The organism is Methylophaga sulfidovorans, assembly GCF_900114205.1.
GTDB classification, from domain to species: Bacteria; Pseudomonadota; Gammaproteobacteria; order Nitrosococcales; family Methylophagaceae; genus Methylophaga; species Methylophaga sulfidovorans.
This window is the reverse complement of the sequence record NZ_FOSH01000010.1, coordinates 65,221-80,771: the sequence shown is the minus strand read 5'-3', so window position 1 is coordinate 80,771 and position 15,551 is coordinate 65,221. Positions and strand designations below refer to the sequence as shown.

The following is a 15,551-nucleotide window of genomic DNA, read 5'->3' as shown; positions in this document are numbered from 1 at the left end:
AATTCATCAGATTCCATCAAGTTAGCCGATATACATCAGGCACTACTTAAAATGGCCTGAACATCGTAATAAGGAAATCAATATGTCACTTTCTAAGCAGTTGTTAATTCTAATCAGCTTACTTTTTCTGATTGTTTTTTCAGCAAGCTTTGTGATTAGCATGGGCAGTATCCGTGACTATCTCGAAGTTGAATCTGAAATACATATGCAGGACACCGCCACATCGCTGGGTCTTTCACTTAGCCCGCATATGGAAGACGAAAATGATCCGATATTACAAACGATGATGAATGCCATATTTGATATGGGCTATTACCGTGAAATGCGTTTAGAGGATATTGATGGTAAAACACTGGTGATGTTGAAAAACCCGGTTAAGATGCAAGGCGTACCGCAATGGCTTATCAACTGGTTACCAATGAAATCTGCTACAGCCTCAACAGAAATCAGCTCAGGCTGGTCAATTTCAGGCACGCTCTATGTCAGTAGTAATCCAGCTTATGCTTACCTGAAACTCTATAAACAGGCAAAAGAAACCTTACTGTATTCAGCTATTATTTTTGTTGGTGCATTTGCTTTATTAATGCTGGTATTACGCTTTACCTTACAACCGCTTAAAGCGATACAAAAACAGGCTAACGAAATTTCTTCCGGTCAATTTACGACCATTGAACGCTTACCCTGGACTAAAGAAGTCCGACAGGTTGCTCAATCGATGAACAGTATGTCAGTCAAAATTGGCGACACTATTACCCGACTTAATCAACGGTTGGATGCCCTCAATGACAACCTTAAACGCGACGCATTGACCCGATTGCTGAATCAGGCCACCTTCACCGCTGATGTTAAACGACGACTTTCCAGTGGACACACGGGTTATGTCAGCTATATCAAGTTTCTTGATCTGGCCGCTATCAGCAAAGAGAAAGGCAATCAACTCGCTGATACGCTGCTAAAAGATATGGCGCGAATACTGAATAATGCGGTAGCGGGTAATGGTAATGCCTATCGTCTTTATGGGGCTGAATTTGCGATTATTTATGATGAATCTGACATCAGCCTTGTTCAATCATTTGCTAAAAATTTGCAGCAAGCGCTAACCGAGTTGGCAGAGCATTATGAAGTGGAAGATCTGGTTCACTTTGGTTTGGTGAAATATGACCGTACCAGTGAATTTGAACGTCTAATGCCTGCTTTAATCGAAGCCTACGAACAAGCCAGCATTATTGGCCACAATGCCTTTTTCATTAAGGATGACTCTATCAGTTCCTTGTCTGAACAGGAATGGAAAGCAGTTATCACCCATGCCGTTAATCGTGATACACCTGAAATCTATTTCACTGCTGAAGCTTACAATTACGATGGTGCTAAACCGGTTAAAGTGATGCAGGAAGCCTTTAGTTTTGTGAAAGATAAAGCAGGTAAGACATTGTCTGTCGGTACATTTTTCTCTATGGCACAAGAATTTGGACAGGCAGAGTCTGTTGATCGCTGCATTGTGAATAAAGTCTTACTGAAAATGGAACAGGATCATATTAGCTGCCCTGTCAGCATCAATCTGACCATGGATTCTATCGCTTCAGCGAGTTTTCATAAATGGCTGGAATCACGTATTGAACAGTCCGTTATTTCTGCTGAATTACTAACTTTTTCTGTCTCAGCCTATGCTGCTACTAAAAACCTCAAAGCCTTTACCAATTTCAGTCGTTTTGTGAAGTCATTGGGCGCTAAGAGTCTTATTAAGCGTTACTCTGCAGATATTATTGCGGTCGATGACTTACGTCATTTGCATCTCGACTACGTCAGACTTGCCCGTGATCTGACACAAAATATTCGTGGTAACGCCAGTAAACCAGACTTCCTGGAAATTATGCATGATGTCTCTCGTTTACTCGATATCAAAGTACTTGCTGAGGCGGTGACGGCTGATGAAGATTTTAATACGGTTAAACAAGCTGGCATTTACGGTATCAGTCGTTAAAGTCTGAGCTATCCATGTTGTTTAAACGCCCTCTGTCATTATTGTTGATACTGACATTTCTGTTATTGTCGTTGCCGCTTGTCGCCGACCTCAATATCAGTACACGTGTGTTAGACAAAATTGAGGTGCAATACAATAAATTTGCCCGTAAACGTGTCGAAGACTGGCAAAAACTGGTGGATGAGAATAAGGACTTACCAGAAGCTGAAAAGCTGGAACTGGTGAATAAGTTTTTTAATACCAATGTATTGTTTATCGATGATATCGATCTCTGGAACAAAAAAGACTACTGGGCAACCCCATTGGAAATGCTGTCCATTGGCGGCGGAGACTGTGAAGACTATTCGATAGCTAAATATTTCACACTAAAAGAGCTTGGCGTCGATGAAGATAAATTACGTATCACCTACGTTAAAGCGAAAGAACTCAATCAAGCTCATATGGTGCTAACCTACTTCAAAACAAAACGCTCGGTGCCACTCGTTCTGGATAACTTAATCACCGACATTAAACCAGCCACGCAGCGTAATGATTTAACCCCTGTTTACAGCTTCAATGGTACCGGTTTGTGGTTGGCAAAATCACGAGGGGAAGGCCAGCGTGTCGGCGGCTCTTCCCGTTTGTCTTTATGGCAGGACTTAGAAAAACGTATGCAGCAACAGGCAGAAGAAGCGACTAGCGAATAAGTCCGCTTGCGGCTAAAGGTAATTGCCAGTAACGAATATCCGCCCCAGAAAAACTCGCTGCCAATTCATCAAGTATGGTTTTGACGACCTCTGCATCCAGTTCTAACCAGTAAATCAATTGTTGCCGTTGCCCTGCTACCTGCTCGGTAATACTCATAGGATGTCCACTTCCATGGCCCGAAGCCTGCTGCGAGGTAAATCCGTCAATGGATGGATGTAATAACAACCAGTCACTTATAGCCGCTTCTAACGTCGGCTTTACAATCAGTGCCAATAAACATGTCATTTTGCGACTCCAAATCGTCTGAATAATAATGGCAGTAAAACCAGGGTCAGCAAGGTAGCACTGACCAGTCCACCAATTACCACAATGGCTAATGGCCGTTGAATTTCTGAACCTGGACCGCTGGCAAACAACAAGGGCACGAGACCAAAGGCGGCAATGGTAGCCGTCATCATCACAGGTCTTAAACGACGCATAGCACCTTCTCTAACGACGTCATCTACTGCCATTCCCGTATCTAACAGCTCATTAAAATAACTGACCATCACCACGCCGTTTAATACAGCAATACCCAGTAAAGCGATAAATCCGACTGACGCAGGCACCGATAAATATTCACCGGTCAGCCACAGGGCAGTTATGCCCCCCACCATGGCAAAAGGCACATTACTCATGACGAGAATGGCCTGGCGTAATGAACGGAATGTGGAAAATAATAATAAGAAAATCAGAGATAAGGCTACGGGAATAACCACCATTAAACGTTTTGCTGCTCGTTGCTGATTTTCAAACTGACCGCCCCAGGAGAACTGATAGCCACTAGGTAACTTGATATCTTTAGCTACCTTAGCCTGGGCTTCTTCCACAAAACTCACTAAGTCTCGATCAGCCACATTTGCTACTACCACAGTCATACGCTGTCCTTGTTCCCGACGAATAGACACAGGGCCTTCAACGCGTTTTAAAGTAGCCAGATCAGAAATCTGTACTTGTCTGTTACCGGTGACATTTAATCGTGCATGAGCAAACAGACTAGCCATTTTCTGTAAGTTACGTTCACCTTGAATTACCAGTGGATATCGTCTGGCCCCCTGATAAATCGTCCCTACCTGACTGCCCTGAATCAGCATGCGTAATTGTGGTAATACATCTTCAACACTTAAGCCCAAACGCCCCAGTGTTAATGCATTCAGATCAATTTGATAGTACTGAGCACCATCATTCTGGCTGGTGATAACATCTTCAGCGCCTTGAATACCGGAAACGACCTGTACAACCTGTTTCGCTAGCTCATTGAGAGTGTCACCGTCTTCACCAAATATTTTGATGGCGAGATCCCCTCTTACCCCGGTGAGCATTTCTGACACACGCATTTCAATTGGTTGGGTAAAACCGTAATTCAAACCTGGGAATTGCTCCAGAACCTGTCTGATCTTTAGTTTTAAGGCTTCTTTTGTTGCAACCTGCCATTGCTCTCGTGGTTTCAGGATTAAAAACATATCTGTTTCGTTTAATCCCATTGGGTCCAACCCGAGTTCATCGGCGCCTGTGCGGGCTACCACGCCAGTGATTTCCGGCACATTTTTTAATAATGCCTGTTGCACACGTTTATCTAAAGCGACTGACTGCTCTAAGGTAATTGAAGGCAGTTTTTCTAATTGCACAATCAAATCACCCTCATCCATCACCGGCATAAAAGCTTTACCCACTTGGGTGTATAAAACAGCAGCAAATGCTAATAACAGTAACGCTATCATCACCACGCTTTTTGTATGATCCAGAGACCAGGCTAATACAGGTGAATAGAGCCTTTTTAATAGTCTCGGTAACAATGGTTCATCATGAGAGACGTGTTTCAGTAAAAAAGAGGCCAGCACCGGAATCACCGTCAGTGATAAAACTAAGGAGCCGGCCAGTGCAAATACAATCGTCAAAGCCACGGGAATAAACAGCTTTCCTTCCAACCCCTGTAAAGTCAGTAATGGCAGAAACACAATGACGATAATGATGATGCCTGAGGTGACAGGCACTGAGACATTTTTCACTGCACGATAAATTAAATGCAGTCTTGGCAGCACCGCTGCCCGTGATTTATCGGCTAATTGTGAGACGATGTTTTCAACCACTACCACGGCGGCATCAACCAACATACCGATGGCAATGGTTAAACCACCTAAACTCATCAAGTTGGCTGATAAACCAAACTGACGCATCATAATAAAGGTAATCATCGCAGAAAGCGGTAATACCAATGCCACCACGATAGCCGCACGAATATCCCCGAGGAATAAAAGCAAAAACACCAAGACCAATACAACGGCTTCAATCAATGCTTTATTTACGCCATGAATGGCATCGGCTACCAGTTCACCACGGTTGTAAAAGACATCGATCGTCACATCATCGGGTAATGAGGGCTGTAACTCGGCTAGCCGTTTTTCGATACCGGCGACGACTTTCTTGGCATTTGCACCGCGTAAACCTAATACCAGACCTTGAACTGCTTCACCCTGTCCATTGGCACTGACCGCACCATAACGCGTCAGCGAACCAATCCGGCACTCTGCCACTTGTGACAATAAAACAGGTTCATTTGCATCGGATTTAACCACTAAACGTTTTATATCATCGAGGTTTTGCAAACTGCCCTGTGCGCGTACCAGTAATACCTCTTCGCCTTCATCGATACGTCCTGCACCATCATTACGGTTGTTGTTTTCTAATGCCTGTTGGATATCGGCAAGACTGATATTCAATGCAGCCAGTTTGGCTAAATCCGGAATAATTTCAAAGGTTTTAACGTAGCCGCCTAGTGAATTCACATCAGCCACACCTTCTACGCTACGTAAGGCAGGTCTGATAACCCAATCCAGTAATTCCCGGCGCTGCATTAAATTCAGTGTGGGACTATTCACCGTAAACATAAACATTTCACCTAAAGGTGTTGTTAACGGTGCCAGGCCACCTTGAATATCACTCGGTAAGGTATCCTTGATGGCTGAAAGACGTTCAGCCACTTGCTGACGAGCCCAGTAAATATCGGTGCCTTCTTCAAAATCAACGGTAATATCTGTCAGCCCATATTTTACGACTGAACGTAACATGCGTTGTTTGGGGATCCCCAACATCTCAACTTCGACTAAAGCGGTAATACGACTTTCCACCTCTTCCGGTGTCATACCCGGGGCTTTGAGGATAATTTTTACCTGTGTTGTTGAGACATCAGGAAAAGCATCAATCGGCGTATCGTTAAACGCTTTCCAGCCAAAACCGATCAAAACAACCACTAGAATTAGCATCATCAGACGCTGCGTCAATGAAAAACGGATAAGGCGATCCATATCTATTCTCCTACTGCTTGCCAGGCAGATTTAAGCGAGGACACGCCTTCTTCAACCACATAGCCTGAGCTTAAAAAAGCATCAGATACGGTGACTTTATTATCAGACTGAGAAACAATATGAACCGGTTTCAGGCTGATGGATTTACCATCAAAATAAAATATATGTGTTATGCCATCGATACGTAATATGGCTTTGTAGGGGATCTCATAAAGCACAGAGTTGTTATTTTGCACAAAACAAACTTGCACAAATTCGCCAGGTGTCAGTAAATCCGTATTTTCAGACGTCTCAGCTCGTACTAAAACACCCTGATCAATATCATGAACTTGCCTACCGACAGTCATAACAGCGGCTGAGACATCTCTGTCACACACCACAACTTTTGAACCGATACTGATGTTACTGGCGACAGCAAGTGGTACATGGATTTCCAACCATAGTGTTGATAAATCGGCCACTTCATATAAAACATCCGATGCCATTACCCGTTGGCCAATCACCGCATTTTGTGCCATGACAACACCATCACTGACAGCACGAACTTGTAAGTGGCTATCCATCTTTTGCTGCTGCTTTAATGTTCTGATAGCTTCTAATGGCATTCCAGCTAACTGCAGGGTTTTAATTTGGCTATCAACTAGTGTTTTTTGCTGTTGGTAGCGCGTCTGGGCATCCAGATAACGACGCTCAGCAATGATGCCCTCATTAAATAATTGTTTATCGCGCTGCATTTCAGTCAGTAATTGCGATAACAGTCCCTCAGCTTGTAAATACTGTGCTTGCAGCGTTAATAAGGCTGGACTATTAATGGTCGCCAGTACCTGCCCTGCTTTAACAACATCGCCTTCAGCCACTAACATTTGCGTGACGACACCTTCCTGACTGGTATGAACAATATTCCGGTTCGCATTAGGCACAGACACTTTGGCTGGATAATGATGACTTTTAGTTTCAGAAACTGACACCGCTGCCTGATAAGACACCCCAAGATTGTCCATTTGGGTTTTATCCAGTTGCAAACTTTGCGCATATGCAGGGATGGATAAGCCGAGTGTAATAGTCATAAATAAGAGGCGTAACAAATTACTCAACATCATGTTTTCCTGAACAAAAGAGAGAAGAAAGGAATAGAAAGGCCAAAGAACATATAGCCAGTTCCAGTGTTTCGAGGACCGGTATCAGACGGCAGAATAGAAGATTGCCAGTTTTAGGAAAAAATGCAGGTGATTTAGGCATACAGAAAGTTTGAACTGCTAGTGTCAGAGCTTGCTGCTGATATGTACTGATTAGCTTTGCCCATTCACTATTTATACTGACTGGTTTTATTATTATCGTCCCTGTTTGCATCACTTAGCTCTATCGTCATTAAGGTAAAGCCATAATAGTGATAGCTTATTAACAGAATCTTAAAGTTTCAACAAAACTTAACATAGACTAAAACTCAAACTCCGTCAGGAAGCGTAATGTGGCATTAGGAGATTGTTTGCCAACACCGAATAATACCCCAGTTTCCCAATGGAGTTTTTTACCAGCAGAAAAGCGAATATCGCCCAGTGCAACTGGGCCAATTGCACGAGTTTCTTCACCAGCATAATATTCAATCGCGGGTTCGAATTTAGGTGACAACCGGTAACGTGCTTGCATACTTAAAGCTGTTTCAAACTCTTCCTCAATATCATCACCCCATTCATATTCTAACCACAGATTTGCAGCGCCTACCCATCTACCCCATTGTTTTTCCATGAGCAGTCCAGTAGCTGCTTCCCATTGATCGCGGATATTGGATTTTTCAAGCTCAGTGACCAGCCCCCAGTCAATGGCATACTCTCCCTGCTCAGTGAGTTGCCATTTTGCTTCTAGTTCATAGCTATGCAAACGGAAATTATCATTTTCTTCACTGGCGGTAAGATAACCTTCAACATAAAGTCGATCAGACAATGACTGCCCATAGCTGAGTTTTTGCAAACTATCGCCTTCGGAGGTAATCATCCGCCACTCAAGTTCTCTTTCCAGTGGCTGTACATAGGGGTGATAGACTTTATCAATCGCTGAGCCATCAGCTTGTGCCATGAGAGGCGCAAGGAATAAAGCGCCAGTGAATGTGATTACACGGTATTTCATTAATTTCGGTCTCGCTTTATAAAGCTGAACATCGCCACACAAAACAAGGCTGTCATACTACAGATATAAGCAATTACCTGACTTGTCTGAGGCGTGGCTTCATATCCCAATAATGCAAACAGAAGCTGTCCGGCAACGGAGTGTTCATCAATAATATTTGAGCTATTCCAGACAGGTTCTGACGAGGTTAACAGATCCGCCTGAATTAAAAATTCTACCGCCTGCGACATCAAACTTCCCGCCACCAGTAACAATAATAAATAGCCAACCCACACACCGTATCGGGGTATAAGGTTAACAATAAAATAATAAATAAACACACCAACGCTGACACCGAGGCCAGCACCCACCGCACCGCCCATTAATACAGGGCCCAATAAGTCCGGTACACCAATAAACCCGGTAATAAATAACAGCACTTCAGACCCTTCGCGCATAATAGCCAGGATAACAGTGCTCATAATGGCTATCACAGTGAGCTGACGACAACGTTGGTTAGTTTGATGTGGTATGGCGTACACAAAAATAATTAAGGCTATGAAAATAAGGATATTAATCGTCGCATTGACGATTTCCTGTCCAATCCCACCAAAGGCCATTGATACAGTACTAATCGTACCAGCGTAGATAAAACCACTGATTAAGCCTAAGACTAAAGCCAGTAACATCCACTTTAAACTACGATTCAAAATTTGGCTGAGCGCCAGAAACACGCTAATAATCAATGAGGCTTCCAGCACCTCACGCAAAACAATCACTACTGCATTCAGTAACACGTCATCTACTCCGCTATGACCTTGCCCTGCGCCGTTTTTGGGAAAAACTCACCAAAAAACGGATAGACACCGGCCGGAAGTGGACCAATAAAGATGAATGCCTGACTATTGCCTGCAATAACTTTCTCGCGGTTTAGTTCATAACTTTCAAACTCTTCGGCAGTAGGATCCATATTTTTCACCAGCAGCTTGACTTTGGTATTGGCTGGAATTTTGACTTCATCCGGGAAAAACAGATGATCACGGATTTCGATTTCAACCACTGGCGGGCCAGCTAATACTGGCATCACCATAATTGATAAGAATAAAAACAGCCCAACTCTACGCATAATTCACTGCTCTCAGAGGAAAAATCACATCGACCCTTAATCCATGGCCCCAAGCGGATGTCCCTAATTGAATAGATGCATGATGTAAATCAGCAATATGTTTAACAATGGTGAGTCCTAGTCCACAACCTACCACACCGCTATTATGCTGATCACCATGCAGGCGATAAAAACGTTCAAATACTCGCTGATACTGATCTTCCGGTATTCCCGGCCCAGAATCTTCGACTCTTAATAACACCCCTTCTTCATGACGTCGCACCACTGCATGAATTTGACCTTTCTCTGGCGTGTACTTATTCGCATTATTGAGTAAATTGCTTATCAAAGTTTCCAGTGCAAAGACATTACCTTCAATGATATGTGACTCACCGTCCAGCTCTATTTCCTGCTGTTTAGACTCAAAGGCATCATAACCGCGAGCGATAATTTCTTGAACCATTTTAAACAAATCCACATGCTCAAACTTCACGGCTGCCTGATCAGGCGAGGTGCGATACAGGGCGAGAATCTGTTCGATAAGATGTCCCATACGTTCGACACCATCACGTAATAAGATGATGTCTTCGTCATCTTTACCCAGTCGTGTTCGTAAGTTATGTAAGTGAACTTTGAGTACGCTGACTGGCGTTCGTAACTCGTGTGCTGCATCGGCTGAGAAACGTTGTTCCCTATCAAATGCCTCAGCCAGACGTAATAACAAACTGTTGGTATTATTCACCACCGTCGTTAATTCTTTCGGTACACGTTCCAATTCGATAGGCCGTAGATCATCAGCCCTTCTTTCGCTCAACTGGCTGGCAAACGCATTCAACGGTTTAAGTCCAATCCCTACGGCAAACCAGATAATTAATGCAGCAACAGGTATCGCCATCACAATGGGCAATAACGATTCCATCACCACATCTTCCGCTAGCATATAGCGAATATCGATACGCTCAGCGACGATGACCCAACGTTGTAAAACAGTGTCGCGGTAAACATAATTTCGCCAGCGATAGCTGCCAAAGTTAATGATATGAAAACCTTGTTCCAGTTCACCCAGCACTTTATCTGGCGCATTCTCAGAACGCGTTAATAACTGACCGTTATCATCAATAATCTGGAAAAAGGTATAGGGTGTTTGTTGATTGGTTACCGTTTCCTGCCCCACCTGGCGAGAGTTAGCTGAAGCAATCAGAATGGCGGTACTTTCAAGGCGGGAATCAAATAAATTTTGTGCCTTTTGCATACTTGATTGGTAACCGTGCAATAAGGACACAAAGTTTACCAGCGTTATTGTGGCCAATAACGCCAATAATAAATACAGACGAATAGACTTCATTGCGCTTTGATTGTGTAGCCTACACCACGCACAGTCGTTATAAAGTTATCCGGTAATTTCTTTCTTAAGTGATGAATGTGGACTTCAATCGCATTACTGGCGATTTCTTCCCCCCAGCTATAGAGCTTACTTTCAAGGCTATCGCGGGTCTGCACCCGGCCAACATTTTCCATCAGCATTTTTAACAGCATATATTCGCGGCGGAAAAAGTCGACAGTCTCGCCGTCGACTTTGACTTGCTGGGCACGGGTGTCAATTGATACATTACCGACGGTCAGATCGGCATGTTTAAGACTGCTAAGCCGACGTTCCAGTACCCGCAGGCGCGCGAGTAACTCATCCATTTCAAATGGTTTAGCCAGATAATCGTCTGCGCCACTATCAAGGCCGGCGACTTTATCCTGAATAGAGTTACGCGCTGTCAGAATTAATACCGGTAATTCAGCATTACGACGACGAATTTGCTTCAATACTTCATTGCCATCTATATCTGGCAATCCCAGATCCAACACCACAATATCCGGCTCAGAAGAAGCAATGCTGTTAATGGCCTGCTTGCCTTCACTCAAATGATTAACGATAAAACCTTCCCGTTTCAGGCTGGTTTGTAATCCTTTTGCGAGTGAAACATCATCTTCAATGAGTAATACCTGCATGTTGTTCATTCCCTAGTTTGTATCTGACCTGCTGTAATGATTTTTCGATTTCTTGCTGTCTTCCTTTATCTGCAAGTGGTCTACTTGGTCTGGCAGGTGCTTGTTGTGCTTTTAATAGATAAGTTTCTGCTTCTTTATAGTGATTATTATCTATTAAATATTGTGCATAGAAGTAATTACTATCTATGCCAGCTGGATTGATGGTCAAGGCTTTTTTCAACATTGTTTCCGCTTTATCATCATCACCGAAACCAATTGGCCAACCGGGGACTTTGGAATATAAGGTGCCAAGGCTGGTATAAGCTGAACCATCCATTGCCTTGTCATCTAATTTCATTGCCTGTTCCAGATCTGCTTTTGCGGCTTTAGCCAGAGATAATGCACCCAAGCCACCTTTAGCTCCCGCATAACTTGATTCAATAATGCCACGCCAGATATGCGATTCCGCCGCATCTGGATATTGCTTGACGACGGCATTAGCTTTTTCAACCAGACTTTTAAATGCTTTTTCCTGTGCATCACCCGTTAATGTGTAATTTACTTTAGCCCAGTCATGCTGCAAATCAGTAACACTTTGCATCACATCGGCACACACGGGCAGACTGACTAAACCTAAAATCATTGAAAATATATAAGCTTTCATCATTTTCTCCATTAAAAATAACGTTTTATGATAGGTAATTGTTTAATAATTGACTTATCAACGATGCCAGGCAGGATGCTGTTGATTTTGACAAACAGTTTCTCCGGCCAACCAAAATAATGTCTTCGTTTATCTGTAAGTAAAAAGTCGACAATGGCATTCGCTACTTGTTCAGGGCTATCCATCGCGCTGCCTAAGGCTTTGTTCATCTCATTTACATTGTCATTATTGAGTGCTGTTTTAGTCGCGCGAGGTGCAAAGTAACGCACATCCACCCCGCTGCCAGCCAGTTCACGATGCAGTGCTTCACTAAAGCCGCGTAATCCAAACTTGGTAGCGCAGTAAACGCTATAACCGGGCATGCCGATGCTGCCCAGAATAGAACCGACATTGACGATAGATGATGGGGCGTTTTTTTCCAGTAAAGGAATAAAATCCCGTGTTAGTGCAATCTGTGAACTTAGATTAATCGTTAACATCCGCTCAATATCATCATCCGAATAATCAGTGACGGCAGCAAAACGATTGATACCTGCCAGATTGATAATCATTTGTACCGGATAAGGCAGGTTCTGACAGTAACCGACCAGTGACTGACGCTGCGTTTTCTTGCTCACATCAGCCACAAAGTCATAGTGCTTTTCACCTAAGCTGACATTGAGTTCTGTCAGCTTGTCAGCATTCACATCCGTCAGTATCAGTTTGGCCCCCTGATCATGTAAGGCCTTAGCCAGCTTTTGCCCGATACCACCGGCCGCACCGGTAATCAGGATGGTGACATCTCTCAGACTGTGCATGGCATCTTCTCTTCAGTCAGGCTACGGAAGATATTGCCGTAGAGATAATAGAAGCGTTTGGCACTATGAATAATCAGCTCTTGTTCTGACTCATCGGTGATTTGATTCATTAAACCCTCAAAAAATTTGACATGGTCCTGATCTAAAGCCCCGTGAGAAGTCAGGTAACTAAAGGCCTTTGATGGCAAACCCAGTGCCTTTTTTATACTTTCTGCTGCTTTATCAGCGGTAGTGATGCTGGTGCCTTCCAGCACATGTACCATGCCAAAAAAACCTAAAGGATTGATGCGATGTACCATGTCATAGGCATAGGCAATCATCATTTCTGTCTGCAGGTTTGGCTGACTGTTTCGTACTGCTTCTTTATCAGCACCACAGGCGGCGATATCGTTCAATATCCACTCCTGATGTCCCAGTTCTTCTTCAATATATTCAGCCACCGCATTACGTAACCATTCTTTTTGTTCAGGTAAGGCACCACCCACACTCATCAGAAGTGGCACGGTATGTTTAACGTGATGATAGGCTTGCGTCAGAAAGTTAATATAAAGCTCGGTAGTAATATCGCCAGTCATCGCTTTCGCAATAATCGGTGCACTAAATAATTGTTCACGTGCAGCTGTTGTTTCTGTTTGTAATCTATCGAAAAAAAGCATTTATGCTTGCTCCTTGTATAAAGCATTTATTTGATGACTGTAGCTGTTTAATATTTGCTCTCTGACGGGACGGCCATTTGCTGTCAATGTGCCATTTTCTACACTGAGCGGCCACTCGAAGCGCTGCCAGTCAGCCAGTTGTGCGTAGTCAGGCAGACGTTTATTCACCAGGGCTATCCATTGTCCAATCATCTCATCAGTAATATTGTCAAAGCGTGGTTGAACTAAGACACTGCAATGGTTTTTTGCATCACCAATGACCGTGCAATAGGCCAGGATTGGATTTGCCAATAACTCACTTTCCACCCACTCTGGATTGATATTCCTGCCAAAGCTACTGATTAGCAGATTTTTACGACGGCCATTAATATGCAAATAATGATTGTCATCTATAAAACCTAAATCGCCGGTATTTATCTGTTGTGGATACCAACTATCAGGCTGATTGATATAACCTAAAAAGCAGTTACCCTTAACAATGATTTCACCAGACTCAATACTGACTTTTACATGGTCAAGACACTGACCGACACTGCCTATTTGCCGCTGTTTAGGGCTATTCAGGCTGACAACCGAGCTGCATTCAGATAAGCCATAACCTTCGAAAACTGGTAATCCCAGATTATCTGCTTTACGTAATAAGTCAGCTGATACACGACTGCCACCCACGGCAATAAACTTCAGACTGTCAGGTACAGGCCAACCTGTTTCAGCCGCTGATACCAGCGTTAATAATAATTCGGGTAATAACACCACACTTTCTGGCTGATGCTTACTCAGCGTTTGTAAAAATTGCTGAACATCAAAGCCTCGCCCGCCGTTAAAACCAAGCTCAGCAGCAGGTAATAAGGTTACCGATCCTCTACTTAGTAAGGGAGCGTAAATACCTGCCAGATTTTCCAATAAGGTTGTCAGCGGCAAGACACAAAGGTGCTTAATAGCCTGTAATTCAGTGCGTTGAAGGATGGCATCAGCAACAGTCATCTGGTTGTGAGTACTCAAACACACCCCTTTCGGCTGCCCCGTAGAACCCGACGTGAAGGTGATTTTTTGAGTTTTCTCTGGAATTTGACTATGACCTTTCTTGGCTAATGGAAACAGCATAAGATTGTCTGTTAGCGACAGATGCAACTGGTCAAAAACCTTGAGTGATTGAAATAAGGTCATGCCTTTCGGTTCAATCAAGGCCAATGCACCACTTTCACTAATGACGTGATGCTGTTGTTCTGATGAGAAAAAGGCCGGAATAGGTAAACTGATAACGCCGGCTTCATAACAGGCCAAATCAATACACGCCCAATCGACACTATTATCGGTATACAAGGCGATTACACTGTCTGCATAAGGTGATAGCAGTTCTGTTAAGCGATCCACTTCATGAATCATCTGGCTCCAGCTCAGTTGACGAGAAGGATCCTGTAATGCCAGTGAGTTAGGCTGTTCTGCAGCAATCTTACGTAATTTTCTCACTAACTCAGTCATGGCGCATACTCGCTACAAATTCATTTAATTGATGCTGGTAGCTCTGCCGTAAATACAACATAAGTGGATTATCAGTCAGCTTTGCCATGGTTTGTCGAATATTACCGGCAACCACAACAGGCTTATCATCATAATAACTACCCCATTGTGCGCCTTTATCTGGCAGCCTTTTTGGGTCAGCAACCCGTATGGCGATAGTCTCAATATCTAATTTCGCTAACCACTCAGAAACCGCCGAGTTAGCTGTAAACACAACCCATTCATAGCCCGCTTGATAACACAATTCGGCAAGCAGTAAAAATAAAGTCTGAGTAGCTCGCTGACGTCCGGACGCTAAATTGCCAATTTCAATGATGGCGTCACGTTGAACTACAGTTTTAGTAAGAATGCTAAGTGTGGTCTCAATATCATTATCGAGATAATGTTCCAGAAAAAGGTGTGATGAATAGCTGGCAGGTTGGAAACCTAATGCAGCTGAAACTAAACCACCGGTCCTTGCAGATAAGATAAATGGTAGAAAATGACTGATCTCAGCCTCATGCTGTTTTACAAAGCGCTGATAGATAAATTGTTCAGCATCTATCCGTCCAGGCTCATTGGCTTTTGCCAACGTGAGTGGAAAAACTGGCTGAATAATTTGTCGCTCTGCGACACGTTGACAACGATTGTTAGTAGCAGACTGAACAAACGATCTAGCTTCCATAAAATTCCCCTTTGGAGGTGGTATGGAAGCTAGATTAAAAAAGAAAGCT

The 15,551-nt window shown here is 43.5% G+C and carries 15 protein-coding genes; 2 read left to right on the top strand and 13 right to left on the bottom strand.

Annotation, left to right across the window (positions count from 1 at the left end; all coding sequences use genetic code 11):
- The first annotated feature begins 82 nt into the window (after positions 1-82).
- Together BM232_RS09785 and BM232_RS09780 are read left to right on the top strand one after the other, a co-directional pair.
- Complete coding sequence (locus BM232_RS09785; RefSeq protein ID WP_091714071.1) at positions 83-1,981, top strand: bifunctional diguanylate cyclase/phosphodiesterase; 1,899 nt, start codon at positions 83-85, stop codon at positions 1,979-1,981.
- Between the two features lie 14 nt (positions 1,982-1,995).
- On the top strand, positions 1,996-2,667 hold the full coding sequence (locus tag BM232_RS09780; protein ID WP_091714069.1) for a transglutaminase-like cysteine peptidase: 672 nt from the start codon (positions 1,996-1,998) through the stop codon (positions 2,665-2,667).
- On the opposite strand, the gene BM232_RS09775 is transcribed toward BM232_RS09780, so the two are convergent.
- The 13 genes from BM232_RS09775 to BM232_RS09710 all read right to left on the bottom strand — a co-directional run bounded on the left by BM232_RS09775 (position 2,657) and on the right by BM232_RS09710 (position 15,502).
- Positions 2,657-2,953: a DUF3240 family protein gene (locus BM232_RS09775; RefSeq protein ID WP_091714068.1), complete on the bottom strand. Its 297-nt coding sequence runs from the start codon at positions 2,951-2,953 to the stop codon at positions 2,657-2,659. The two genes, BM232_RS09780 and BM232_RS09775, sit on opposite strands and share 11 nt — an antisense overlap.
- Positions 2,950-6,012, bottom strand: coding sequence for an efflux RND transporter permease subunit (locus BM232_RS09770; protein WP_091714065.1), 3,063 nt, complete (start codon positions 6,010-6,012; stop codon positions 2,950-2,952). The genes BM232_RS09775 and BM232_RS09770 overlap by 4 nt, the downstream gene beginning before the upstream one ends.
- A 2-nt stretch (positions 6,013-6,014) precedes the next feature.
- The gene (locus BM232_RS09765) at positions 6,015-7,112 is read right to left on the bottom strand and encodes an efflux RND transporter periplasmic adaptor subunit (protein ID WP_091714063.1); all 1,098 of its coding nucleotides are present in this window, start codon (positions 7,110-7,112) and stop codon (positions 6,015-6,017) included.
- A 337-nt stretch (positions 7,113-7,449) separates the two neighbouring features.
- Positions 7,450-8,136 carry a hypothetical protein gene (locus BM232_RS09755; RefSeq protein WP_091714058.1) on the bottom strand — a complete coding sequence of 229 codons (687 nt, stop codon included), beginning with the start codon at positions 8,134-8,136 and terminating at the stop codon, positions 7,450-7,452.
- Positions 8,136-8,912 carry an FTR1 family protein gene (locus tag BM232_RS09750; RefSeq protein WP_091714055.1) on the bottom strand — a complete coding sequence of 259 codons (777 nt, stop codon included), beginning with the start codon at positions 8,910-8,912 and terminating at the stop codon, positions 8,136-8,138. The genes BM232_RS09755 and BM232_RS09750 overlap by 1 nt, the downstream gene beginning before the upstream one ends.
- 5 nt (positions 8,913-8,917) lie before the next feature.
- Entirely contained in the window at positions 8,918-9,241 is a 324-nt protein-coding gene (locus BM232_RS09745) for a cupredoxin domain-containing protein (protein ID WP_091714053.1), read from the bottom strand.
- The gene (locus BM232_RS09740; RefSeq protein ID WP_245752886.1) at positions 9,234-10,472 is read right to left on the bottom strand and encodes a sensor histidine kinase; all 1,239 of its coding nucleotides are present in this window, start codon (positions 10,470-10,472) and stop codon (positions 9,234-9,236) included. The genes BM232_RS09745 and BM232_RS09740 overlap by 8 nt, the downstream gene beginning before the upstream one ends.
- Positions 10,473-10,561: 89 nt before the next feature.
- Positions 10,562-11,221, bottom strand: a complete 660-nt coding sequence (locus BM232_RS09735) for a response regulator (RefSeq protein WP_091714050.1) — start codon at positions 11,219-11,221, stop codon at positions 10,562-10,564.
- Positions 11,202-11,864, bottom strand: coding sequence for a tetratricopeptide repeat protein (locus BM232_RS09730; RefSeq protein WP_091714047.1), 663 nt, complete (start codon positions 11,862-11,864; stop codon positions 11,202-11,204). The genes BM232_RS09735 and BM232_RS09730 overlap by 20 nt, the downstream gene beginning before the upstream one ends.
- Positions 11,865-11,875: 11 nt before the next feature.
- Positions 11,876-12,661, bottom strand: a complete 786-nt coding sequence (locus tag BM232_RS09725; RefSeq protein WP_091714044.1) for an SDR family oxidoreductase — start codon at positions 12,659-12,661, stop codon at positions 11,876-11,878.
- Entirely contained in the window at positions 12,649-13,317 is a 669-nt protein-coding gene (locus BM232_RS09720; protein ID WP_091714041.1) for an iron-containing redox enzyme family protein, read from the bottom strand. Before BM232_RS09720 ends, BM232_RS09725 begins: the two co-directional genes overlap by 13 nt.
- Positions 13,318-14,799, bottom strand: coding sequence for an AMP-binding protein (locus tag BM232_RS09715; protein WP_091714038.1), 1,482 nt, complete (start codon positions 14,797-14,799; stop codon positions 13,318-13,320).
- On the bottom strand, positions 14,792-15,502 hold the full coding sequence (locus tag BM232_RS09710) for a thermostable hemolysin (protein WP_091714036.1): 711 nt from the start codon (positions 15,500-15,502) through the stop codon (positions 14,792-14,794). The genes BM232_RS09715 and BM232_RS09710 overlap by 8 nt, the downstream gene beginning before the upstream one ends.
- Positions 15,503-15,551 lie beyond the last annotated feature (49 nt).